This window comes from Burkholderia stagnalis (assembly GCF_039848545.1).
In the GTDB taxonomy this organism is placed as follows: domain Bacteria; phylum Pseudomonadota; class Gammaproteobacteria; order Burkholderiales; family Burkholderiaceae; genus Burkholderia; species Burkholderia stagnalis.
Genome location: NZ_CP156685.1, coordinates 2,175,893 through 2,199,837 on the forward strand (window position 1 = coordinate 2,175,893; position 23,945 = coordinate 2,199,837).

11 protein-coding genes and 1 pseudogene are annotated in these 23,945 nt (G+C 66.7%); 6 read left to right on the forward strand and 6 right to left on the reverse strand.

Features of this window, described 5'->3' with window-relative positions; translation table 11 throughout:
- The first annotated feature begins 192 nt into the window (after positions 1–192).
- The 3 genes from ABFO07_RS10225 (at position 193) to ABFO07_RS10235 (ending at position 3,656) form a co-directional block, all read left to right on the forward strand.
- Positions 193–1,593 carry a cytochrome ubiquinol oxidase subunit I gene (locus ABFO07_RS10225; protein WP_059561814.1) on the forward strand — a complete coding sequence of 467 codons (1,401 nt, stop codon included), beginning with the start codon at positions 193–195 and terminating at the stop codon, positions 1,591–1,593.
- 10 nt (positions 1,594–1,603) lie between these two features.
- Positions 1,604–2,611 carry a cytochrome d ubiquinol oxidase subunit II gene (cydB, locus tag ABFO07_RS10230; RefSeq protein WP_059561811.1) on the forward strand — a complete coding sequence of 336 codons (1,008 nt, stop codon included), beginning with the start codon at positions 1,604–1,606 and terminating at the stop codon, positions 2,609–2,611.
- A gap of 121 nt (positions 2,612–2,732) precedes the next feature.
- Positions 2,733–3,656: a bestrophin family protein gene (locus tag ABFO07_RS10235; protein WP_059909152.1), complete on the forward strand. Its 924-nt coding sequence runs from the start codon at positions 2,733–2,735 to the stop codon at positions 3,654–3,656.
- A 104-nt stretch (positions 3,657–3,760) separates the two neighbouring features.
- Here ABFO07_RS10235 and ABFO07_RS10240 read toward each other — a convergent pair whose 3' ends face one another.
- The 4 genes and pseudogenes from ABFO07_RS10240 to ABFO07_RS10255 all read right to left on the reverse strand — a co-directional run bounded on the left by ABFO07_RS10240 (position 3,761) and on the right by ABFO07_RS10255 (position 11,120).
- Complete coding sequence (locus ABFO07_RS10240) at positions 3,761–6,040, reverse strand: FdhF/YdeP family oxidoreductase (protein ID WP_347467084.1); 2,280 nt, start codon at positions 6,038–6,040, stop codon at positions 3,761–3,763.
- A gap of 155 nt (positions 6,041–6,195) precedes the next feature.
- Positions 6,196–8,874: pseudogene (locus ABFO07_RS10245) on the reverse strand (AAA family ATPase); the annotation flags it as partial.
- A 391-nt stretch (positions 8,875–9,265) separates the two neighbouring features.
- Positions 9,266–10,078 carry a family 1 encapsulin nanocompartment shell protein gene (locus ABFO07_RS10250; protein WP_059561793.1) on the reverse strand — a complete coding sequence of 271 codons (813 nt, stop codon included), beginning with the start codon at positions 10,076–10,078 and terminating at the stop codon, positions 9,266–9,268.
- On the reverse strand, positions 10,071–11,120 hold the full coding sequence (locus tag ABFO07_RS10255) for a Dyp-type peroxidase (RefSeq protein WP_060018069.1): 1,050 nt from the start codon (positions 11,118–11,120) through the stop codon (positions 10,071–10,073). The genes ABFO07_RS10250 and ABFO07_RS10255 overlap by 8 nt, the downstream gene beginning before the upstream one ends.
- A 528-nt stretch (positions 11,121–11,648) precedes the next feature.
- On the opposite strand from ABFO07_RS10255, the gene ABFO07_RS10260 reads away from it, so the two are divergent.
- On the forward strand, positions 11,649–12,095 hold the full coding sequence (locus ABFO07_RS10260) for a phosphate-starvation-inducible protein PsiE (protein WP_059562037.1): 447 nt from the start codon (positions 11,649–11,651) through the stop codon (positions 12,093–12,095).
- 531 nt (positions 12,096–12,626) lie between these two features.
- Here the strand turns inward: ABFO07_RS10260 and ABFO07_RS10265 are convergent.
- Both ABFO07_RS10265 and ABFO07_RS10270 read right to left on the reverse strand, forming a co-directional pair.
- On the reverse strand, positions 12,627–14,978 hold the full coding sequence (locus ABFO07_RS10265; RefSeq protein WP_347467087.1) for a sensor histidine kinase: 2,352 nt from the start codon (positions 14,976–14,978) through the stop codon (positions 12,627–12,629).
- Positions 14,971–15,804, reverse strand: coding sequence for a response regulator transcription factor (locus ABFO07_RS10270; RefSeq protein ID WP_347468651.1), 834 nt, complete (start codon positions 15,802–15,804; stop codon positions 14,971–14,973). The genes ABFO07_RS10265 and ABFO07_RS10270 overlap by 8 nt, the downstream gene beginning before the upstream one ends.
- A 1,006-nt stretch (positions 15,805–16,810) precedes the next feature.
- Between ABFO07_RS10270 and ABFO07_RS10275 the strand changes: the two genes are divergently transcribed.
- Together ABFO07_RS10275 and ABFO07_RS10280 are read left to right on the forward strand one after the other, a co-directional pair.
- Complete coding sequence (locus ABFO07_RS10275) at positions 16,811–22,978, forward strand: ESPR-type extended signal peptide-containing protein (RefSeq protein WP_347467088.1); 6,168 nt, start codon at positions 16,811–16,813, stop codon at positions 22,976–22,978.
- Positions 22,979–23,093: 115 nt separating this feature from the next.
- Positions 23,094–23,756, forward strand: coding sequence for an OmpA family protein (locus ABFO07_RS10280; RefSeq protein WP_060150113.1), 663 nt, complete (start codon positions 23,094–23,096; stop codon positions 23,754–23,756).
- Positions 23,757–23,945: the final 189 nt, after the last annotated feature.

The following is a 23,945-nucleotide window of genomic DNA, read 5'->3' on the forward strand; positions in this document are numbered from 1 at the left end:
CGAGCACAGTTCGCCGGCGCGCACGATTGATTGCGGGCGCCATTCGAAACGCGATATCGTCGTTTCGCTTCGTTGTCGGTGCGATGCGATACACATGTGATCGCTGGGTCGGCACGCAGGTGCGGCGGCCGGGCCGTCGCAGGGTTGCCTGCTTCGGGCGGACGTCTTTACAACCACGAGCACACTACGGTCATGGAAATCTTCGATGCCTTCCACCTGGCGCGACTCCAGTTCGCGTTCACGGTGTCCTTTCATATCGTGTTCCCCGCAATCAGCATCGGCATGGCGAGTTTTCTCGCGGTGCTCGAATGGCGCTGGCTGGCAACGGGGGACGCCGCGTACAAATCGATGTTCCAGTTCTGGTCGAAGATCTTCGCGGTCGGCTTCGGCATGGGCGTCGTGTCCGGCGTCGTGATGGCCTACGAGTTCGGCACGAACTGGAGCGGGTTTTCCCGCATCGCCGGCAACATCACCGGGCCGCTGCTGACGTATGAAGTATTGACGGCGTTCTTCCTCGAGGCCGGCTTCCTCGGCGTGATGCTGTTCGGCTGGAACCGCGTGAGCCCGCGTGCGCATTTCTTCGCGACGCTGATGGTCGCGATCGGCACGCTGATCTCGACGTTCTGGATCCTGTCGTCGAACAGCTTCATGCAGACGCCGCAGGGCTATGCGATCCAGGACGGCATCGTCGTGCCGGTCGACTGGTTCAAGATCGTGTTCAACCCGTCGTTCCCGTACCGCCTGCTGCACATGACGATCGCGGCGTTCATCGTCGCGGGCTTCATCGTCGCCGCGTGCGGCGCATGGCATCTGCTGAAGGGCCGCCGCGACGAGCCGGTCAAGCGCAGCTTCTCGATGGCGCTGTGGATCCTGCTGTTGCTGGCGCCGGTGCAGATCGTCATCGGCGACGCGCACGGCCTCAACACGCGCCAGTACCAGCCGGCGAAGATCGCGGCCATCGAAGGGCTGTGGGAAACCGAGAAGGGCGGCACCGCGCTGAACCTGTTCGGCATTCCGGACATGAAGGCGGAAGTCACGCGCTACGCGGTGCAGGTGCCGCACCTCGGCAGCCTGATCCTCACGCACAGCTGGGACGGCGAGATCCGCGGGCTGAAGGAGTTCCCGCCGCAGGACCGCCCGAACTCGACGATCATCTTCTGGACGTTCCGGATCATGGCGGGCCTCGGCATGCTGATGCTGCTCACCGCGCTGCTCGGCCTGCTGCTGAGAAAGGGCGGGCGGCTCTATGAAACGCGCTGGTTCCAGTGGTTCGTGCTGTGCATGGGGCCGTCGGGGATCGTCGCGCTGCTCGCCGGCTGGATTACGACCGAGGTGGGCCGGCAGCCGTGGACGGTGTACGGCGTGCTGCGCACGATCGATTCGGTCGCGCCGCTCGATGCGCAGCAGGTGGGCGTATCGCTGCTGATCTTCGTGGTGGTGTATTTCCTCGTATTCGGGACAGGTGTGTACTACATGTTGAAACTGATGAACCGCGGGCCGGCGGCGAACGCCGGGTACATCGAACTGCACCGGCATCCGGGGCTGCGCAAGAGCGCGCTGTCCACGCCGCTGGACGTCACCGAAGCGGAATAAGGAGCCCGCCATGCATATCGATCTTCCTGTCGTCTGGGCCGCGATCATCGGGCTCGGGGTGTTCATCTACGTCGCGCTGGACGGCTTCGACCTCGGCATCGGCCTGCTGTTTCCGTTCTTCGACGCGAAAGTCGAGCGGCAGGTGATGCTCGACACCGTCGCGCCGGTGTGGGACGGCAACGAGACGTTCCTCGTGCTCGGCGGAGCGGGGCTGTACGGCGCGTTCCCGGTCGTGTATTCGACGCTGCTGCCGGCGAACTACCTGCCGCTGATCCTGATGGTGGTCGGGCTGATCTTCCGCGGCGCGGCGTTCGAGTTGCGCGCGAAGGCGAATCGCACGCAGCACCTGTGGGATCTCGCGTTCATCGGCGGCTCCGCGCTCGCGGCGTTCTGCCAGGGCATCGTGCTCGGCTCGCTGCTGCAGGGCATCAAGATCGCCGACGGCCGCTTCGTCGGCGGTGCATTCGACTGGCTGTCGCCGTTCAGCCTGTTCTGCGGGCTCGGCGTGCTCGTCACCTATGCGGCGCTCGGCTGCGGCTGGCTGATCCTGAAGGTCGACGGCGAGCTGCAGCGCAAGATGCGCCTGCTGATGAAGCCGCTGACCGGCGTGCTGCTCGGCGCGATCGTGATCGTCAGCCTGTGGACCGTGGTCGGCCTGCCGGCGGTCGCGCACCGCTGGTTCGGCAGCGGCGACCTGATCTGGTTCGCGCCGGTGCCGGTGCTGGTGCTCGCCTGCGTGTGGGGCATCCTCCACACCGTGCGCCACAAGCATGAGGCGACGCCGTTCCTGCTCACGCTCGCGATCTGCTTCCTCGGCTACACGGGCCTCATCATCAGCATCTGGCCGAACATCGTGCCGCCGTCGCTGACGATCTGGGACGCATCGTCGAGCCATTCGAGCCAGCTGTTCGCGTTGGTCGGCACGGTGATCGTGCTGCCGATCATCCTCGTCTACAACGCGATGCAGTACCGGGTGTTCCGCGGCAAGGTGCGCGAGGGGGACGGCTACCACCACTGACGCCTGCGGGCGCAGGCAATGCCAACGGGCTTCGCGACGCCCGCACTCCGGCCCCGCCTCGCGGGGCCGTTTTCGTTACGCAGGGGCCACGCGGCCGTGCCGCGGCCCGCAGAGAATCATCATGATCGTCAGACCGAGACAAAACTGGTTGCAGATGCTGTTCGTATGGAACGGCTCGGTATTGCAATCGATCATTCCGCAGCTCGTCTTCATGGCGATCGTCAGCACGCTGGCGGTCTTCACGAACGGCCGCATCTTCGGCGAGAAGATTCCGCTCAACACGGCGCCGTTCACGCTGTTCGGCCTCGCGCTCGCGATCTTCCTCGCGTTTCGCAACAACGCGAGCTTCGAGCGCTTCAAGGAGGCGCGCCACCTGTGGGGCAACGTGCTGATCGCGTCGCGCGCGCTGACGTCGCAGATGCGCCGCTACCTGCCCGAGCACGTCGACGCGGCGGAGCGCAACCAGACGACCGACTTGCTGATCGCATTCGTCTACGCATTGAAGCATCAGCTGCGCCGCACCGATCCGGGCGAGGACCTGACGCGCATCCTCGGGCGCGAGCGCACCGACGCGCTGAGCGGCAAGGTCTACAAGCCGGTTGCGCTGCTCGACGAGATACGGGGCAACCTGTTGCGGATGCAGGGCCGCACGGGCGCCGGGCCGGACGTCACGACCTGGATGTTCGACGCGCAGCTCAACCATCTCGGCGATGCCGTGGGCGGCTGCGAGCGGATCGCGTCGACGCCGATCCCGTTCGCGTACAGCGTGCTGCTGCATCGCACCGTCTATGCGTACTGCGTGCTGCTGCCGTTCGGGCTCGTCGATTCGACGGAGTTCTTCACGCCGCTCATCTGCGTGTTCATCTCCTACACGCTGATCGCGCTCGAAGCGATCGCCAATGAAGTGGCCGAGCCGTTCAGCACGGCGCCCAATGCGCTGGCGCTCGATGCGATGGCCCGGACGATCGAGCGGTCGGTGCTGGAGCTTTGTGGGGCTGAGTTGCCGAAGGAGGTTGCGCCGACGGAGACGTATCAGTTGACGTGAATTGCCGCGCCGCAGCGCGGTACGAAAAAAGGCGAAAAAATGGCGCGTCATCGACGCGCCATTTTCACGTGGACGGCACGGCTACGAATCCGTGCCTTCCATCGTCACACGGTAGCCGACCTCACCACCCGCACAGGCACCGACTTATACGACGGCGTACCGCTTTCCTTGTCGATATAGTCAAGCGGCACCAGCACGTTCGCTTCCGGATAATACGCACCCACCGACCCCGGCGCGATGTCGTACTCGATCGCGGTGATCTTCTCGAGACGCAGCGGCCGGCCCGACGGCGCGACCGTCTCGATGTCGACCAGATCGCCATGCTCGAGCCCGTACTTCGCGAGATCCGCCGGGTTCATGAACAGCACGTCGCGACGCCCGAACACGCCGCGATAGCGGTCGTCGAGCCCGTAGATCGTCGTGTTGTACTGGTCGTGGCTGCGCAGCGTGATCAGGCGCAGCACGTGCTCGGCGCCGAGCACGTCCGCGTCTTCCTTCACGCCCTTGTAGACCGAGAACATCGCCTTGCCGGTCTCCGTCGGCCATACGCGCTCGGTCGGCGGCAGCGGCAGGCGGAACCCGCCCGGCGTGCGGATGCGCGCGTTGAACGCCTCGAAGCCGGGAATCGTCTTGTCGATCAGGTCGCGGATCCGGTCGTAGTCGGCGATCAGGTCGAGCCACTGCACCTTGCTGTTCGGCAGCGTCGCATGCGCCATGCCCGCGACGATCGCGGGCTCGGAGCGCAGGTGCTCGGACGCCGGCTTCAGCTTGCCGGCCGACGCGTGCACCATCGACATCGAATCCTCGACCGTCACCGACTGCGTGCCGCCCGCCTGGACGTCGAGCTCGGTGCGGCCGAGGCACGGGAACACGTAGGTTTCCTTCGCGACCAGCAGGTGCGAGCGATTGAGCTTGGTGCCGATGTGCACGCTCAGGTCGAGCTTGCCCATCGCCGGGAACGACTGCTCGGGATCGGGCAGCGCCACCGCGAAGTTGCCGCCGAGGCAGATCAGCGCCTTCGAGGTGCCGGCGACCATCGACTGCATCGTCTGCACCGCGTCGTGGCCGTGATGCGCCGGCGGGGTGAAGCCGAGCACGTCCTCGATCTTCTTCAGGAAGTCGGCGGACGGCTTCTCGGTGATGCCGACCGTGCGGTTGCCCTGCACGTTCGAGTGGCCGCGCAGCGGACAGATGCCGGCGCCGGGCTTGCCGAAGTTGCCGCGCAGCAGCAACAGGTCGGCGATCAGGCGCACGGTGGCGGTGCCCTTGTTGTGCTGCGTGACGCCCATCCCGTAGGTGACGATCGTCGCGTTCGATTTCGCGTACGCGAGCGCGACCTGTTCGAGCTGCGCCTGGCTCAGGCCGCTCGCGCGTTCGATGTCGTCCCACGTCGTCGCCTCGAGGTCGGCCGCGAACGCGTCGAACCCGCTGGTGTGCTCGGCGATGAACGCACGGTCCAGCACGTTGCCCTGTTCGGCCTCGAGCGCGAACAGCGCCTTCATGATGCCTTTCAGCGCGGCCGCGTCGCCGCCCGCGTCGACCTGGAAGTACGTCGATGCGATCCGCGTCGAGCCGAACGACGCCATCTCGATCATGTCCTGCGGATCCGCGAAACGTTCGAGCGCGCGCTCGCGCAGCGGATTGAACACGATGATCGGCACGTTGCGCCGCGCGCATTCGTGCAGCGTGCCCATCATCCGGGGGTGGTTCGTGCCGGGATTGTGGCCGATCGAGATGATCAGGTCGCAATGATCGAAATCCTCGAGCGACACCGTGCCCTTGCCGATCCCGATCGATTGCGGCAGGCCGACGCTGGTCGGCTCGTGGCACATGTTCGAGCAGTCGGGGAAGTTGTTGGTGCCGAGCTCGCGCGCGAACAGCTGGTACAGGTACGCGGCTTCGTTCGACGCGCGCCCGGACGTGTAGAACTCGACCTGTTCGGGCGGCAGGCCGCGCAGCACCTCGCCGATGCGCGCGAACGCGTCGTCCCATTCGACCGCGCGGAACGTGTCGCTCGCGCGATCGTAGACGAGCGGATGCGTGAGCCGGCCCATGTTCTCCAGTTCGTAATCCGACATGCGCAACAGTGACGACACGGTGTTCGCCGCGAAGAACTCGGGCGTCACGCGCTTGCTCGTCGCTTCCCACGTGACGGCCTTCGCGCCGTTCTCGCAGAACTGGAACGTGGACTTGTGCTCCTTGTCGGGCCATGCGCAGCCGGGGCAGTCGAAGCCGTCGGGCTGGTTGGTCCGCATCAGGATGATCGGCGCCTCGATGGCGTCCATCTGCGTCCGTACGGCATCGGCCGTGGCGCGAAGCGCGCCCCAACCGCCGGCGGGCCCGTCGTACTTCCTGATACCTGGCACTTCGCGTCGATTTGTCATGTGAATGCTCCGTGAGCCGTTCCGGCGACGCCGGATCGCGGCTCGGGTTAGGCCGCGTGGCGGCCGGGTTCGGCGCCGCCGCGCGAGGGCGGGGCGGCGCCAGCGGCGCGTGCGGGGGGCGCGCGCCGCTCGATCGGGGTGCGGTGGCTGCGCTAGCGGGTTTCCTTCTGGTCGGCTGGCGGCAGCTTGTTGAACGTCACGTCGCCGCTGTCCTTGTCGTAGTCGATCTCGACGCGGTCGCCCGATTTCAGCGTGTCGCCGAGGATCTCCTTCGCGAGCCGCGTCTCGATGATCTGGCGAATCTGCCGCTTCAGTTCGCGCGCGCCGAATTCCGGCTGGTAGCCGACGTCGGACAGGTGCGCGACGAGCGACTCGCCGATCACGAGCGCGATGTCCTGCGCGGCCGCGGTGCGCACCACGCGATCGAGCTGGATCTGCACGATCGCGCGGATGTTGTCCTTCGTCAGCGCGTCGAACACGATGATCTCGTCGATCCGGTTCAGGAACTCGGGGCGGAAGTGCCCCTTGAGCACCTGCATCAGCTCGTCCTTGATCGCCTTGTCGGTCTTGCGCGCGGCGTCCGGCTGCGTGAGGTTGTCCATGATGATCGCGGCGCCGAGGTTGCTGGTCGCGATCAGGATCGTGTTGCTGAAGTCGACCACGCGGCCCTTGCCGTCGGTCAGGCGGCCGTCGTCGAACACCTGCAGCAGCACGTTGTAGACGTCCGGATGCGCCTTCTCGATCTCGTCGAGCAGGATCACGCTGTACGGGCGACGCCGCACGCGTTCGGTGAGCTGGCCGCCTTCGTCGTAGCCGACGTAGCCCGGCGGCGCACCGATCAGCCGCGCCACCGCGTGACGCTCCATGTATTCGGACATGTCGATGCGGATGATCGCCTGCTCGTCGCCGAACACGGTTTCGGCCAGCGCCTTCGCGAGCTCGGTCTTGCCGACGCCGGTCGGGCCGAGGAACAGGAACGTCGCGATCGGCCGGTGCGTCTGGCCGAGGCCCGCGCGCGACAGCCGCACCGCGTCGCTCACCGCAACCACCGCGTCGTGCTGGCCGACGACGCGCTCGCGCAGCCGTTCTTCCATCTGCAGCAGCTTCTGGCGCTCTTCCTGCGTGAGCTCGGCGACCGGGATGCCGGTCATGCGCGACACCACCTCCGCGACCGACGCGACCGTCACCTCGAGCGTCTCCGAGCCCGTCTTGCGCTGCCACGCTTCCATGCGCGCGTCGAGCTGCCGCTGCTTGTCGGCGATGCGCTCCTCGAAGCCTTTCGCCTCGTCGAAGCGCTTGCGCGACGACGCGTAGTCCTGCTCGCGCTTGAGCTGCGCGACCTCGGCTTCCAGTTCCTGGATGTCCGCCGGCCGCGACGTCGAGCCGATCCGCACGCGGGCCGCGGCCTGGTCGATCAGGTCGATCGCCTTGTCGGGCAGGAAGCGCGACGTGATGTAGCGGTCGGCGAATTCGGCGGCCGCGACGAACGCGTCGTCCGCGAACGTGACCTGGTGGTGCGCCTCGAGCTTGTCGCGCAGGCCGCGCAGGATCACGATGGTCTGCTCGACGCTCGGCTCGGGCACGAGCACCGGCTGGAAGCGCCGCTCGAGCGCCGCATCCTTCTCGATGTACTTCTGGTATTCGTTGAGCGTGGTCGCGCCGATCAAGCTCAGCTCGCCGCGCGCGAGCGCCGGCTTCAGCACGTTCGCGATGTCGAGGCCGCCTTCGCCGCCGCCCTGGCCCGCGCCGACGATCGTATGCAGCTCGTCGATGAACAGGATCAGCTCGTCCTGCTTCGCGGTGACTTCATCGATCAGCTGCTTCGCGCGCTCCTCGAATTCGCCGCGATATTTCGCGCCCGCGACCATCGAGTTGATGTTGACTTCGACCAGCCGCTTGTCGCGCAGCACTTCCGGCACGTCGCCGTTGACGATCCGCTGCGCGAGGCCTTCGACGATCGCGGTCTTGCCGACGCCCGGCTCGCCGATCAGCACCGGGTTGTTCTTCTTGCGCCGCGCGAGCACCTCGATCGTGCTCTCGATTTCCTGCGCGCGGCCGAGCACGGGGTCGAGCTTGCCCTGGCGGGCGAGGGCGGTGAGGTCGCGGCCGAACTTGTCGAGGTTCGGCGTGCCGGTCGGCGTGTCGACGCGGCCATCCTCGGCGCCCTTGCCGACCACCTTCACGACCTTCTGGCGCAGCGCCTCGGGCGTCACGCCGTATTTCTTCATCAGCGCGCCGGCGATGCTGTCCGGCACGGCCGCGAGGCCGATCAGCAGATGCTCGGGCCCGATATAGGAGTGGCCGAGATCGCGCGACGCCTGGAACGCGAACTGGATCGCTTTCTTCATGCGCGGCGAGATCGACATCCGGTCGATCGACGCGTCGGGATCGGCGCCGCCGGTCTGCGCGTGCTCGTCGATGTAGCCCTTGATGTCCTGCGGCGACAGCTTCAGTTCCTTCAGCAGTGCCGTGCCGACATCGGTATCCGCGAGCACGTACAGCAGGTGTTCGGTATCGAGTTCGTTGCGGCGCAGCTCGTGGGCCTTCTCCGCCGCGCGCTGCAGCAGCTCGAGGGTCTGTTCGCTGAACGCGTCGGTCGGGTCGACCGACTCGCGCGGGATCTCGGCGGACAACGGCTCGTCGACGTCGCCGAACATCGGCGACAGGCCGCCGCCGCCGAGCAGCGAATCGAACGGGTTCGACATGCTCTGATGCCGCATCAGCTGGCGGAAGTGATAGTCGCAGATCGAGATCGACTTGCGTTCACCGTTCTGCATCACGGTGGCGCGCGCGACGGCGGGCCGGGCGTGACAGATATCGCAAAGGGCGGGCATGGCGGGGCGGCTCCTGTCGGTGGAAGGGGTCGATTGGGCTATGGCGGATGCGGTGCGCGTGGTGCGCGCCGACGGCGGGAACGCGCGTGCTTCATGACGCCCGCAGCGTCACCGCGACTACGTGCAAAAAATAGCGGATCGACGGGTGTCATCCAAGGCACAGTTCGGCCTGTCGTGGCGGGTGAATTGCACCCTTGTGCGCGCGCCTGTGCGCGGTGTGCGTGCCGGAATGGAGTACAGACGAATGCGCGTGCGTCGCGTTTCGTCGTGCGAATGCCGCGCGCGGTATCGGGCGCGATGCGGTATGCGCGCGAAGGAGGGCTGTCGGGGAAGGGCGGAGGGAGGGCCGCGGCGACACGGACGATCGTGCGTCCGCGTCGCCGGGAAAGCGTTACGCCGCCGGCGGTTGCGGCGCCACCGCGACCGATGCTTCGCTCGTCAGCATCAGGAAGGTGAACGTTTCGCGCAGGTACAGGCGCACGACGTCGTCGTTGTGGCTGCGATAGCCGATCGACACGTCTTCGCCGAGATGCAGCGCAAAATCGCCGCCGCGCGTCGACAGCACGCAGCCGCCGGTGATCGCGGGCGCCCAGATGATCTCGCCGCTGACGATCCGCTTGATGTGATCGATGACCGGATAGCCGTGCTCGCGCGCTTCGCCGAGCGCCGTGTACGCATCCGCGCCGAGCAGCACGGAATAGGGGCCGTCGACGCCCGCGAGCCGTAGCGCTTCGAGCGCCTCGCCGATCGCGGCCGGATAATCGCGCACATCGGCCGGCAGCGTGAGTGCGCGGTTCGACGATGCCTGGCGGATGCCGGCGATGCCCGCGGCCGTGTAGCCGTCGAAGATCGCGCTGTCCTCGACGTAGGCGAGGCGCTGCGCCGCGTCCTTCGCGGGCTGCCAGTCGGCGTCGCGCGCCCCGCGTGCGACGCTGTCGATCGCGTCGCGCGCGAGTTCGAACGGCACGGTCAGCTCGACGAGCGCCTTCACCTCGCGCAGCTTGGCGCCGACCTGGTCGCGCGGCGCGTCGAGGTCGAGCAGGTGGCCGGTGCCGACGGCCGACAGTTCGGTGCCGCCGGGGCCTTCGACGTCGACCACGCGCCGGCCCGCCACCGAGCGCTTGAAGGTGCGGGCCACTTCCTCCTCGATTTGCGACCAGGCGGCCGACGAGATCGGGGCGAGTTCGCGGTGCAGGTTATTCATACGGGTGGGCTCCTTTCAGCGATCCGATGTTCAGCGAGCCGTTGGATGGCGGCTCGGTCGATGGGGATGGGGGCGGCTCGTCGGCGCCGGCGGCCGGTGCGGCGCGCGTCGCGAGCGCGTCGAGCAGGTCGGCCGACGGCACGAAGAACAGCGAGCCCGTCACCGCGCGGCTGTAATCGAGCAGCCGGTCGTAGTTGCCGGGCGGCCGGCCGACGAACATGTTCTCGAGCATCTGTTCGATCGGCGCGGGCGAGCGCGCGTAGCCGATGAAGTAGGTGCCGAACTCGCCCGCGCCGGGGCGGCCGAACGGCATGTTGTCGCGCAGGATCTTCACTTCCTCGCCGTTTTCGACCAGCGTCGTCAGCGAGCTGTGCGACGACGACGGCTTGACCGCGGCGTCGAGCTCGATGTCGGACAGCTTGGTGCGGCCGATGATGCGCTCCTGCGTCTCGACCGGCAGCGCGTTCCATCCGGCCATGTCGTGCAGGTATTTCTGCACGATCACATAGCTGCCGCCCGCGAATTCGGCATCTTCGTTGCCGATCACCGTGAAGTCGACGGCTTCGCCACCGGTCGGATTCTCGGTGCCGTCGACGAAGCCGATTATTGCGCGCTGGTCGAAATAGCGGAAGCCATGTACTTCGTCGACGATCTTCACCGCGTCGCCGAGGCGCCCGACCAGTTGCGTCGCCAGCTCGAAGCACAGATCCATCGCGTCGGCCCGGATGTGCAGCAGGATGTCGCCGGGTGTCGCCACCGCGACGCGCTGCCCCGCGCCGAACTCGCGAAACGGGTGCAACTCCGCGGGCCGTGGCGCGCCGAACAGCGCATCCCATGCGTCGGCGCCGAAGCCGCATACGCAAGACAGGTTGCCGGACGGCACGCGCTTGCCGACCGAGCGGACGAGGGCGGCGATATCGCCGCACCACGCGCGGACCGTGTCCGCGTGGTCGGCGCCCGGGTTGACGGTCGCAACGAGGAAGATCGCGTTGCGGGTCGGCGGGCTATGGACGTTCTGGGAGGAGGGGGGATGTATCTGCATCGGAGCGTGCCTCAGTGATGCCGATACGATACGCGGATCGGCGAATCGATGCAGCGCGGTTGCAAAACGGCGAAGTGTGTCATGCGTCTGTGTTCTCTTTTGTGACAGGCGTAATCATGCGGCGGGGAGGCGCGCCATTTTGTCGCGCGTTCGCCGAACGCCGGCGGCCCTCGCTCGGCGCGGCGCATGCCGCAGAACATTGATGCGCAAGCAATCTATCAGCTTCGGTGCGTATTTGGAACCCGGATCGCCGATCTGTTATTCGAATGCTTGATTCATTGCCGGGGCGGCATGCGGAGCGGGGGCAGCTGTGCTCTTGATGCCACCGCGCCGCGTGCAGTAGATTAGGGCGGCTTGATCGGCGACATGCGCAATGGCGCCGGCACGGCGCTTCATCCATGCCATCCGCTGGCGATCGGCGAAGCGCGGATCGATTCGCCGCGTATTGATATGGATAACGAATCGACCGAGGATGTGTTTCCGATCGACATTCGATCCAATTTTTGGCTGCCTATCATCTTGAACACGCTGAACACTTCCCGTCCGCTGCCGACCGCGGCAGACCGCATTCGCCGGCGCTTCGACCGCTTTCTCCATGCGGCCGAACTCGCCGGGCTCGTCCTGATCGGTCTGGCGACGTCGTTTGCGATGGGGCAGGAAGCGTGGAAGGTCGTCATGGCGGGCGGGGTTTCGCTGACGGACCTGCTGCTGATGTTCCTGTACCTCGAGGTGCTCGCGATGACCGTCCGCTACCTGCGCCTCGGGCGGCTGCCGGTGCGTTTTCCGCTCTATATCGCGATGACGTCGCTCGCGCGGGACCTGATCCTGCGCGGCGTGACGGACAGCCCGGAACACATGCTGATGACGACGCTCGGTATCGTGCTGCTTGCGGTGGGCGTGCTGATTCTGCGGTTTGGGCAGCATCGGTTTCCGGCCGAGGCGGATGAGACTGATGACTGGCCGGGTGGCCGGTAATCGGATTGAGAACAAACGCTTCAACAGCGACGCGTTGCCCGGGCAGGTCGGGCGACGCTGTCGCCGTGCTCGCAGGCAATCAAGGTTGGAAAGGTGTCCATGCGGTGAGTCGATAACTTGGGGCACAACGTCGATTTCGACCGGATACGCTGACGGTCGAAGGCCGGCGCGTTCGCCCCCCGCGAACAGCCGGACTCACGACATACATCCTTCAAGCCACGGTCTTGCGCCTCACGCGCACCCGTGTGTCCAAGGCCTGATGAGACAACGAGGAGTGTGCTTGGCGTCGGTGAGCGTTCTCGTGAAATTTGATGGAGATACGATGGAGGCGAGATAAGGAATGGAGAGACATAACCGTGATCTGCCAGTCGAGAAGGAACGCGTACAGGCACGCATGGTTTTGTGTTCCGGACGCGGAGCGCGATTGGTTCTGATGTGAGACGGATGCCGGGAACGGGGATGCTTTGATTACCCGTCCGTTTGAGCAATATTGTTCCTGCTGGTTTTGCTCGGATCGGGCGTTTGACCGAATCATCCGAACCGCTCGCCCTCGTCAGCATGCGCCGCGGCCTCGGAATGAAACGCGGATTCCTCCCGCGTTTTCAGCGACTCGACGAGCACCTCGATTCCCTCGAAATCCAGCGCATCGATGCGCGCCTGCACTTCGCGGAGCAAGCCCGCGTGACCGGAGTCGGGCGCATGTCTTTCGATCCATGCTTCCACGTCGGTCAGGCGGCCGTTCCTTGCGAATCGGGCCAGTTCATCGAGGGCCTTCACGGATGGCGCGCGGTAAAGGTTCGGCACAGGGGCGTGCGTTGCATCGACCTGCGGCGAAGACAGGCGGGCGAGATCCGACGGCGCCACGAGCGTGTGCCCGACCGCACGCGCGACGATCTGGAATGAAAACGACGTGCCGACACCCGGTTTGCTGGATACGGCCAGTTCGCCCCCCATGGCCTTGACGATGCGCTGGGCGATGAACAAGCCAAGCCCGGTTCCGCCGTCGACGGCATGCACTTGCTGGTACGCGCGGAAGATGTCGGACTTGCCGTTCACGTCGATGCCGATGCCGGTGTCGGCAACCTCGATGCCGATGCGGTACCCGTCGGATTCCCGGCGCGCGTCGACGGCGAGCGTGACGACGCCGTTGCGCGTGAATTTCGACGCGTTGGACAGCAGGTTGAGCAACACCTGCTGGAGACGAATTCCGTCGATCACCAGCGTCCGCGGCAGCGACGCGAGCGGCCGATAGACGAACCGGTTGTCCTGCTGCGCGCACAGTGCAACGGCATAGCTGCCGATATCGTCCAGCAGGCCGGGCAGGTCCGTGGCATCGGGCGCGACGCTGAGCGGCTGCAGTTCGGCCTTCGTGAACTCCAGCAATTCGTCGATCAGGGTCAGCTGGTAACGGATGCTCCGATCGATGGACTGGATCAGCCGGGTCTGCATCTGCGTGGCGCCTTGCAGCAGGAGTTTCGCGTATCCGTTGATCGTGGACAGCGGCGCGCGCAGATCGTGGCTCACGTAGCCGAGCGTCTCGATCTTTTGCTGCATGTTGGTGTTCGCCTGATGAAGGGCGTCGTTGAGCGCGAGCGTCCGTTTGGCGACTTCCTCCCGCAGGCGCTCCTGCTCCGTCAGCTGCCAGTGTTCCAGCCGCTGCCGCGCTTCGGTGCGTTGCCGGCCCACATGGTTGATCCACGCGGCCAGGACCACGAGATGCGTGGCGAGGCCGATGATCGCGATGACGGGGTTGGGATAGATATCGGACTTCAACCATGAGAGCGCCGGCAGGGCCGCATCGAGTCCGCCGATCGTCCGTACCAGGAAATTGAACAACCCGAAGCTGACCGTGACCAGCATCAGGCGGCCGGTCGGGGTTCGGCGCCTGGCAAGCAGCAGCACGATGCAGACATTCAAGATGCCGAACCCGGCGTTCAGGCGCGCGCAGAATTGCACGAAGAAATGGAGATCGCCGAACGCGGTGCCCACCATGCCGACGCATTCGAGGGCGAATACGACCAGGTAGGCGATGCGCACCGGCAACCGGACCTGTTCGCCGCGTGCGATCTTCAGGACGAACACGATGAAGCATGCGATGGCGAGATACGCGAACAGGGTTTCGCTGCGGGCCGACCATTCGGGCGAATCGGGCCACAGATACGTTCGCGTATAGCCGCGGACGCCCGCCTCGAACAACGCCGTGCAGAGGGTCAGCGCCGCCAGCAGATAGAACGCGCCGCTGCGGGAAAAGAACCCGATCAGCAACGCAGACCACGCGAGCGCCAGCAGCCCGCCGAGCAGCCCGCAGTCCCACATGGCAGCGCGCAGCTCGTTTGCTTGCCACGCCTGCCGGGTCATGATCGTGGGTTCGAGGCGCATCGCCTTGCGGGAGGTGACACGCACCAGGACGGGAAGCGCTTCGCCCGGCGCGAGCGTGATGTCGAGCACCGGGTACCGGGCTCGTGCCGCAAATGCGTCGACGCCGGCTGGAGGGAACACGGCTTCCGGTGTCCATCGGCCGTTCCGGAGTGTGTAGAAATCGACGCGATCGACACGCGCATCACGGAGCGCCAGCGTGAGCGCGCGCGCCGCGCCGGCGCGATTCACCACAGTGAGATGAAGCCACCACGCCGACCGTGAAAATCCCGGGGCGAGCCGCTCCTTGGTCGCGGGCAGGAAGCTGCCTGGCGCATGCGTGAAACGCGCGAGTACCTCGTCGACGGTCAGCGCGGCCGCGGCGTCTTCGAATACCGAGACGTGTTCCAGCAGCGCGGCAGGTTCGGTCGTCGCCGCCCGCGCGGCCGAATAGGAGAGACACGCGAGCAGCAAGCCGAACAGCAGCGCTCGGTACCCCGACGCCCATGCGACGTGGCGCCTACGCATCGGGCTGCGGTTCGTCGCCAGAGTCGTCGGCGTGGATCTGGCCGCGCTGCCGTCGCCAATCGGACGGCGTCATGTCGAAGCGTTCGCGGAACGCGGTGGCGAAATTGCCCGCGGTGGAAAAACCGATCTCTTCGGCGATATCCCCGATGCCCATCGACGTATCGGCAAGAAAGCGCTGGGCGGTGCGCAATCGCGTATCGCGCAGATATTCGAACACCGTCTGCCCGAGCGTGTCCCGGAACACGCGGGACAGGCGCTTCTCGTGCGTACCGACTCGCTTGGCGAGCGCCTCGAGCGTCGGCGGATTGCGCAGGTCACGCAGCAGGATCTCGCTGGCCGCCCGGACGAGCGAAGCATCCGGATTGTCGGGAAGCGCGGGCAGGTGTTCGTCGACGCGTTTGCGCAGCACCTTCTTCAAATGATTCCGGATGCGCGCGATCACTTCCGCCGGTTCGAATGGCTTGACGATGTAGTCCATGGCACCGGTCTCGAGCCCTTCGATGCGACGATCGAGATCGCCCTCGGCGGTCAGGATGATGATCGGGATGGCCTGCGTGGCCGGGGTTGCGGTCAGCAACCTGCATGCGGCGAAGCCGTCCATGCGGGGCATGCGCACATCCATCAGGATCAGGTCCGGCGCGATCGCCTGGGCCCGGTGGTACGCCTGCAGGCCGTCGAATGCGACGCTGATCCGGCAGCGCGCGGTCCGCAATATCTCGATCAGCAGCTGAAGCTCGTTCGGCCGGTCATCCACGACCAGAATGTGGGCGCCGGAGATATCCGGCGCGGCCTGCAGCGACGTCGAACCAGGCAAGCGAGATGACATGACGACGAACGAGTGGGAGGTAAACAGGACGGACGACATCGCGACCCGCGGACGCGCTATCTCAAAATTATAAACGGGCAGAAACAATGGCGGGGAATATTGCGCGATCCGGGCGTCATGGTGTTGCACCACACCCGGCTCTGGCGTCGATTGCCGCGCGGAACTTGCATATCGCCGTCGTCCCGAATAGTGGGAGGCGGAGCCGGGCATTATTTCGAAAGCAATCCGGAAATATTTTCCTGATGATTTTCGGCATTATTTTCCGGTTATGCGTGTATCGAAAATGTCCGGCAATGCGTGCGCGACGAGCAGGTTTTCCGCTCGCTAAAACAATTCGTCCGCTCGAAAAAATACACGGCTGGCCGGATCGCGACACACTGCTCGGTACGTCCTCGCCGTCGGCGCAGGAGCAGGCGGGATGGCCCGGACGGCCGGCTCGCTTGCACCGGCGAGTGGGAAAATGAAATAAATAAAACGCTTTATCGGTTTGCAAAATATTTAAATAAATAAGTATTCGGGTGGGGCGCGGAATAGAAAAAGGTGCATTGCCGCGCGCAGGTTTCCCCCGAAATCAACAGGGCACAGAGTGATGAGCATTGTGGGCACGGTGGCACGGGGGATCGGTTCGTCGGCGCGGAGGTCCGCTGTCGACGCATATTCGGCCGCGGCATTCCATTCGAGCGCGGGCGCCGCACGGGGCCACGCGCCCCCCTGATCGACACCTCGTCGGCTGCCTGACGGTTCAGGCAGGCGGGCGCGCCCGCCCTGTCGACGACGATCCTTCTTTCCAGTCAGAAAATTCCCGCCGCATCGGGACGGTGGCTTGCGCTCGTGCGTCTCTACTTTTCATGAGCAAGGAAAGAGGATTTTCAATTCTGTATTTAGTGATCCGAATGTTTTTTGGAAAAGACCGCGGTGAGCGATGGACGAGACAAGCGGGACGTCTTCGCTCGCCGATGCGTTGGCGATTGCGTCATCAGGCACGTAGATAAAAAGTGGAGAAAAGATGAACAAGTCATTCAAAACCGTCTGGAACGAAGCATTGGGGGCTTGGGTTGCGGCGTCGGAGCTTGACCGTGCGTGCGGCAAGCGCGTTGTGTCGTCGAGCAGCGCGGCGGAACGTACCGCGATCGGGGGCCCGGCGACACGCACGGGAATGCCTGCCACTCCGCCGCTACGGCGGCTGGCCGTGCTGATGGCGTCGGCGTATCTCGGCGTGTTCCATGTTGCTGCGCATGCGCAGTACTCGGCGGGTGGCGGGGCGGCAACCGGCGGCGCCAGTTCGATAGCGGTCGGTAACGGTTCGGCCGCGACGCAGGTGAATTCCACCGCATTCGGCAACCTGTCGACGGCGACGGGCGTTTCAGCCACGGCGATTGGCCCGGGCGCGCGCGCGACGGCCGACGGTGCGACGACCGTCGGCATCAACTCGCAGGCGACCGGCGTCAACAGCTCGGCGCTCGGCGTGCAGGCGATCGGTTCGGGTAACTATTCGGTTGCCGTCGGCAATCTGTCGAGCGCGACTCAAAGCGGCGCGGTGGCGATCGGCAGTGGCGCAGCCGCGACCGGCGTTTCGGCCGTCGGGCTCGGCAACAATGCGCTGGCGTCGGGCCAGTATGCGGCCGCGCTCGGTCTCGGGGCGAGCGCGGTGGGGGTTCAAAGCGTCGCGTTCGGTTTTGCGTCGCACGCCACCGATACGGGCACGGTCGCCATCGGCAACCAGTCGACGAGTTCGGGCGCGGCCGCCGTTGCGGTGGGTAGCGGCGCGCTGGCGAGCGGCAGTTCCGGCATTGCGATGGGCGTCAACAGCGGTGCGAAGGGCGGTACGTCGATCGCGATCGGCTGGGGCGGCACGGCCGGCGTGCCCGGATCGGGCACGCAGTCGCTCGGCACGAGTTCGATCGCGCTGGGTTCGAACACGACGGCCGCTGCCAACCAGTCGATGGCGCTCGGCCTGAGCGCCAATGCGTCGGGCGTCAGTTCGGTCGCGATGGGCGTGCAGGCGACCGCGACGCAGCAGTTCGCGGTCGCGCTCGGCAATCTTGCGCTCGGAAGCGGCATATCGGCGACGGCATTGGGCGCCGGTGCGACGGCGTCGGCCATCAATTCGACCGCAATCGGCATCAACAGCGTTGCGGCTGCGGGATCCACCGTCGCGATCGGCGACACCAACTCGGTCGCTGCCGCTGCGGGCGCGGGCTCGATCGCCGGCGGCAACAACTCGAAGGTGCTGGCGGGTACCGGCGCCGTCGCGCTCGGCCAGGGCCAGACGGTCAGCGGCAACGGCGCGGTGGCGATCGGCGACCCGAGCACCGCGATCGGCACCGGCGCGGTCACGGCCGGCTCGAACAACACGGCGAACGGCGACGGCGCAGTCGCGATCGGTAATTCGAACATCGCGCAGGGCACGGGCTCGCTCGCGCTCGGCAATACGTCGACGGCGGCCGCCGCCGGCGCGGTCGCGTTCGGCGCTTCCGCGGTCGCCAGCAATGCGGGCGACGTCGCGCTGGGTTCCGGCTCGGTGACGGCCGCGCCGAATCCCACGGCGAGCGCGACGATCGGCGGCACGACGTACAGCTTTCAGGGGACGAACCCAACCAGCGTCGTGAGCGTTGGCGCTGCGGGCAGCGAGCGTCAGATCACCAATGTGGCGGCGGGGCGAATCAGCGGGTCGAGCACCGATGCGATCAACGGCTCGCAATTGAATGCGACAAATCTGGCGGTCGCCTCGCTGTCGACGTCGACTTCCACCGGCATCGGCTCGCTTTCGACCGGCCTGAGCACGATCAACAGCTCGGTCGCCTCGCTGTCGACGTCCGCTTCGACGGGTCTCTCGTCGGCAACCAGCGCGATCGCATCGCTTTCCACGTCGACTTCCACCGGCATCGGTTCGCTTTCGACCGGCCTGAGCACGATCAACAGCTCGGTCGCCTCGCTGTCGACGTCCGCCTCGACGGGTCTCTCGTCGGCAACCAGCGCGATCGCATCGCTTTCCACGTCGACTTCCACCGGCATCGGTTCGCTTTCGACCGGCCTGAGCACGATCAACAGCTCGGTCGCCTCGCTGTCGACGTCCGCCTCGACGGGTCTCTCGTCGGCAACCAGCGCGATCGCATCGCTTTCCACGTCGACTTCCACCGGCATCGGTTCGCTGTCCACCGGCTTGAGTTCGACCAACAGTTCACTCGCGTCGCTGTCGACGTCGACCTCGACCGGCATCGGCTCGCTGTCGACGAGCATCGTCACGGTCGCCGGCACCGTCACCAACCTGGGCAACAGCACCGCCACGGCGCTCGGCGGCGGCGCGACCTACGACACGTCGACGGGCACGATCTCCGCGCCGACCTACACGACGTACAACGCGGACGGCTCCACCACGATCAACCACAACGTTGGCTCGGTCGTCGACAACATCAATGCGCAAGGCATCAAGTACTTCCACGCGAATTCCACCGCCGCGGACAGCCAGGCACTCGGCGCCGACAGCGTCGCGATCGGCCCGCAGGCCGTCGCGGGCGGAGCGGGCAGCCTGGCCGCGGGCAACGGCGCGCGCGCACAAGCGGCGAACGGGCTGGCGCTCGGCACGCAGTCGAACGTGTCGGTGGCGGGGGGCGTCGCGCTTGGTTCGGGCTCGGTATCGGATCGCGCCGTGCTGTCCGGCGCGGGCTCGGTGACGATCGGCAGCCGGGCGATTCCGTTCAATACGTCGGACCGGACCTTGCTCGGCGCCGTTTCGCTCGGCGATGCGAGCGGCAATACCTATCGGCAACTGACCAACGTGGCCGACGGCACGCAAGCGCAGGACGCGGTGACCGTGCGGCAGCTCGCCGGCGCGCTGGCGTCGTTTGCGGTGACGGGCCAGAAGTACTTCCACGCGAATTCGACGCAAACGGATTCGCTCGCGGTCGGCGCGGAGTCGGTGGCGGTCGGCCCGACGACCGTCGTGAACGGCGACAACGGCGTGGGCATCGGCAACGGCGCCATCGTCGATTCGACCGCGCCCGGCGGGGTGGCGATCGGCCAGAGCGCGAGTTCGGCGCAGGCCGATGCGATCGCGCTCGGCAGCGGCGCGACGGCAGCCGGCGCGCAGTCGGTCGCACAGGGCGCGAATGCGGTTGCGCTGAACGCGGGCGGCGTGGCGCTCGGCTCAGGCGCGCGAAGCAGCGCGATCAATGCGCTGGCGCTGGGTTCCGGCGCCAGCGCCACGCTCGCGAACAGTGTCGCGCTCGGCGCCGGCAGTGCGGCAGCGGCCCCGAACACGGGCACGACGGCGCTGTACGGCGGCACCGCGGCCGGCCCGGCGAGCGCGGCCAACGGCGTCGTGTCGATCGGCGCCGCCGGCCGGGAGCGACAACTGCAGAACGTCGCGGCGGGCGTGATCTCGTCGACGAGCACCGACGCGATCAACGGCTCGCAACTGTTCTCGGTGGCCGCCGGCATCAATACGCTGGGCAACAGCGTCGCGTCGAGTCTCGGCGGCGGCAGCACCTACGACAGCTCGACCGGCGCGGTGACGACGAGCCTGAACTACGCGGGCAATTCGTACAACTCCGTGCAGAACGTATTGAACGCGATCGGCGGCGGCGGGACGACCGCGGGGGTCAAGTATTTCCACGCGAATTCGACGGCGCCCGACAGCCAGGCGCTCGGCGCGGACAGCGTTGCGATCGGCCCGAACGCCGTCGCCGGCCATGCGGGCGACGTCGCGTTGGGCGCGAATTCGACGACCGCGGCGGTGGTGCCGACATCCGGTACGTCGATCGGCGGCACGCTCTACAGCTTCGCGGGCGCGAATCCGGCGAGCGCGGTGAGCGTGGGCGCTGCCGGCGCATCGCGGCAGATCCAGAACGTCGCCGCCGGCCAGTTGAACGGCGGCAGCACCGATGCCGTCAACGGCTCCCAGCTCTTTGCAACGAACCAGCAGGTCACCGCGAATACCACGGCCATCGCGAACATGACCAACGGCGGCGGCATCAAATACTTCCACGCCAATTCGACGGCGGCGGACAGCCAGGCAACGGGGGCCGACAGCGTCGCGATCGGCGGCAACGCGCAGGCGACCACCGCGAACTCGGTGGCGCTCGGCGCAAATGCGACGACCACGGCGAACCTCGGTCTCGCGGCATACAACCCCGGCACCGGCGCGCTGGCCGGCGCTGCGCCCGTGGGTGAAGTGTCGGTGGGCTCGGCGGGCGCCGAGCGGCGCATCACCAACGTGGCGGCAGGAGCGGCGCCGACCGATGCGGTGAACGTCAGCCAGTTGCAGGCGGTCAGCTCGCAACTGAACCAGGTGCAGAACGACGCGCTGTTGTGGGATCCGGCGGCGAACGGCGGCACTGGCGCGTTCAGTGCCGCGCATGGCGGCAGCGGCCCGAACACGATCACCAACGTCGCGGCCGGCGCATTGAGCCCGACGAGCACCGACGCGGTCAACGGCTCGCAACTGTATGCGACGAACCAGAACGTGACCAATGTCGCAAACGCCGTCGACACCATCCAGAACGGCGGGGGCATCAAGTACTTCCGCGCGAATTCGACCGCCGCCGACAGCCAGGCGCTCGGCGCCGACAGCGTCGCGATCGGCCCGCAGGCTATCGCGATTGGCGCGAGCAGCCTGGCTGCCGGAAATGGCGCGCAGGCGGCGGCCGCGAACAGCCTGGCGCTCGGCGCCCGGTCGACCGTGTCGGTCGCGGGCGGCATCGCGCTCGGCGCGGGCTCGGTGTCGGACCGGGCCGTCCTGTCGGGTGTCGGCTCGATTGCGAACGGGAGTCATTCGATTCCGTTCAATACGTCGGACCGCAGCCTGCTCGGCGCCGTTTCGCTCGGCGATGCGACGACGAACACCTACCGCCAATTGACCAACGTCGCCGACGGCACGCAGTCGCAGGACGCGGTCACGGTCCGGCAACTGGCGGGCGCGCTGTCGTCGTTCGCCGTCACCGGGCAGATGTACTTCCATGCGAACTCGACGCGCGCCGATTCGCTCGCGGTCGGCGCCGAATCGGTGGCGGTCGGCCCGACGACGGTCGTGAACGGCGATAACGGCGTGGGCATCGGCAACGGCGCGATCGTCGATGCGACCGCGCCCGGCGGGGTGGCGATCGGCCAGCGCGCGAGCTCGGCACAGGCTGACGCGCTCGCGTTCGGCAGCGGGGCGACGGCAGCCGGCGCGCAGTCGATCGCGCAGGGTGCGAATGCGAGCGCGCTGAATGCCGGCGGTGTTGCGTTCGGCTCGGGCGCGAAGAGCGGCGCAGTCGATGCGGTCGCGCTCGGCTCCGGGGCGAGCGCCACGTTCGCGAACAGCGTGGCGCTCGGCGCGGGCTCGCTGACGACGATCGGCGCGCTGAACAACTATGTCGCGTACGGGTTGAGCTCGCCGCAATCGTCCGCGGGCGAAGTGAACGTCGGCAACCGGCAGATCACCGGGTTGGCCGCGGGCCGTATCGGATCCGATGCCGTCAACGTGTCGCAGCTCGACGCGGTCGCCAATCGCTTGTCCACGCTGATCGATCAGCGGACCAGCAACACCGGCGGATCGTTTACGTCCAGCCCGACCGGCGGGAACGGCGCGCCGGCGCCGACCGGCTCGAACGCGTCCGCGGGCGGACTGGGGGCGGTGGCATCCGGCGCGAGCAGCACGGCGGTCGGCAACAGTTCGCAGGCGACGGGCAATGGCTCGACCGCGATCGGCGTCGGCGCGACGTCGAGCGGCACCGGCTCGGTGGCGCTCGGCACCGGCAGCAGCGACGGCGGGCGCTCGGGCGTGCTGTCGGTCGGCTCCGCCACGTCGACGAGGCAAGTCGTGAATGTCGCGGCGGGTACGGAAGGCACCGACGCGGTCAACGTCAACCAGCTGAATGCCGTGTCGAGCGCGTTGTCGACGTCGGTGAACAACCTGGGCAACCAGGTCAGCCAGATGCAGCAGCAGATCCAGCAAACGGACTCGATGGCGCGCGAAGGCATCGCCGCGACCGCCGCGATGGCGTCGATCCCGCACATGGATCGGGACTCCAACTTCGCGATGGGCGTCGGCACGGCGACGTTCGCCGGGCAGAAGGCGATGGCGGTCGGCATGCAGGCCCGCATCTCCGAGAACCTGAAGGCGACGCTGAACGGCGGCTTCAGCGGAAGCCAGCGCGTCGTGGGCGCCGGCATGCTGTATCAGTGGAAGTAACGGCGCAACCGGGCATGCCGCGCGCATGCCCGGCTGCGCGTCGAGAAACAGGCGCGAATCCATCCGCATTACCGCGTGATTTCGCTTTTGCACACAGATATTCCGGAGCGCTACAGTGAAAAATCTCCATCTCGCACTCATCCTGCCCGCGCTGGGCCTTGCTGCCTGCTCCAGCGCGTCGGGCCCGACGTTCAGCGCCTATGAACTGCAGCCGAGGGACGGCGTGCGGACGTTTCAGGTCGACTGTCACGGCATCTTCTCCAGCCAGGCGACCTGCATGAAGGTTGCCGCGCGCATGTGCGGCAACGAACCGGTGAGAACCGTCGACTCGACCCGGCCGTTCCGCGGTGGCGCCGATCCCGGCACGCTCGTGTTCCAATGCGGCGCGCCTCCCGCATCGACGCCCGCACCCGCGGCGGCGGAGCCTGCGCCGGCCGAACACGTGAACCTGTCGGGCGATGCGCTGTTCGCGTCGGGTTCGGCAACCCTGACGCCGGTGGCCCGAGCGACGCTCGATTCGCTGTTGGGCCAGCAGGGCGGCAAGCATTTCTCCCGCGTAACCGTCATGGGCTACACGGATGCGATCGGTTCGGATGCGTCGAATCTCCAGCTTTCGCAGCGACGCGCGGACGCTGTCGCCGGCCACCTGCGCGAGCATGGGCTTCAGGCCGACTCCTTCACAGCGACCGGACGCGGCAAGGCCGACCCCGTTGCGCCCAACACGACAGCCGAAGGGCGGGCAAGCAACCGGCGCGTCGAGATATCGCTGCAACGCTGAATACGCATTTACTTTTGGATCACTAAAAAAATTTCCGCTCCGGAAAAAGAATTGGCCGGTCCAGAAAACGCGTATGCGATTAACGCTGACGACAATGTGTTTCGACATCGCACCGGCAGGTCGCCCTGCGCGCCTGCCTCGTAGCAGGCGAACGTCGAACGGATTCCGTGCCGCCTTTGAGAGCGCGGT

Bases quoted from the DNA above. Each gene is read 5' to 3' on its own strand.
- ABFO07_RS10240 (WP_347467084.1), bottom strand. From the start codon at position 6,040: ATGACAAATCGACGCGAAGTGCCAGGTATCAGGAAGTACGACGGGCCC.
- ABFO07_RS10255 (WP_060018069.1), bottom strand. From the start codon at position 11,120: ATGCAGATACATCCCCCCTCCTCCCAGAACGTCCATAGCCCGCCGACC.
- ABFO07_RS10235 (WP_059909152.1), top strand. From the start codon at position 2,733: ATGATCGTCAGACCGAGACAAAACTGGTTGCAGATGCTGTTCGTATGG.
- ABFO07_RS10275 (WP_347467088.1), top strand. From the start codon at position 16,811: ATGAACAAGTCATTCAAAACCGTCTGGAACGAAGCATTGGGGGCTTGG.
- ABFO07_RS10225 (WP_059561814.1), top strand. From the start codon at position 193: ATGGAAATCTTCGATGCCTTCCACCTGGCGCGACTCCAGTTCGCGTTC.
- ABFO07_RS10250 (WP_059561793.1), bottom strand. From the start codon at position 10,078: ATGAATAACCTGCACCGCGAACTCGCCCCGATCTCGTCGGCCGCCTGG.
- cydB (WP_059561811.1), top strand. From the start codon at position 1,604: ATGCATATCGATCTTCCTGTCGTCTGGGCCGCGATCATCGGGCTCGGG.
- ABFO07_RS10265 (WP_347467087.1), bottom strand. From the start codon at position 14,978: ATGCGTAGGCGCCACGTCGCATGGGCGTCGGGGTACCGAGCGCTGCTG.
- ABFO07_RS10270 (WP_347468651.1), bottom strand. From the start codon at position 15,804: ATGTCATCTCGCTTGCCTGGTTCGACGTCGCTGCAGGCCGCGCCGGAT.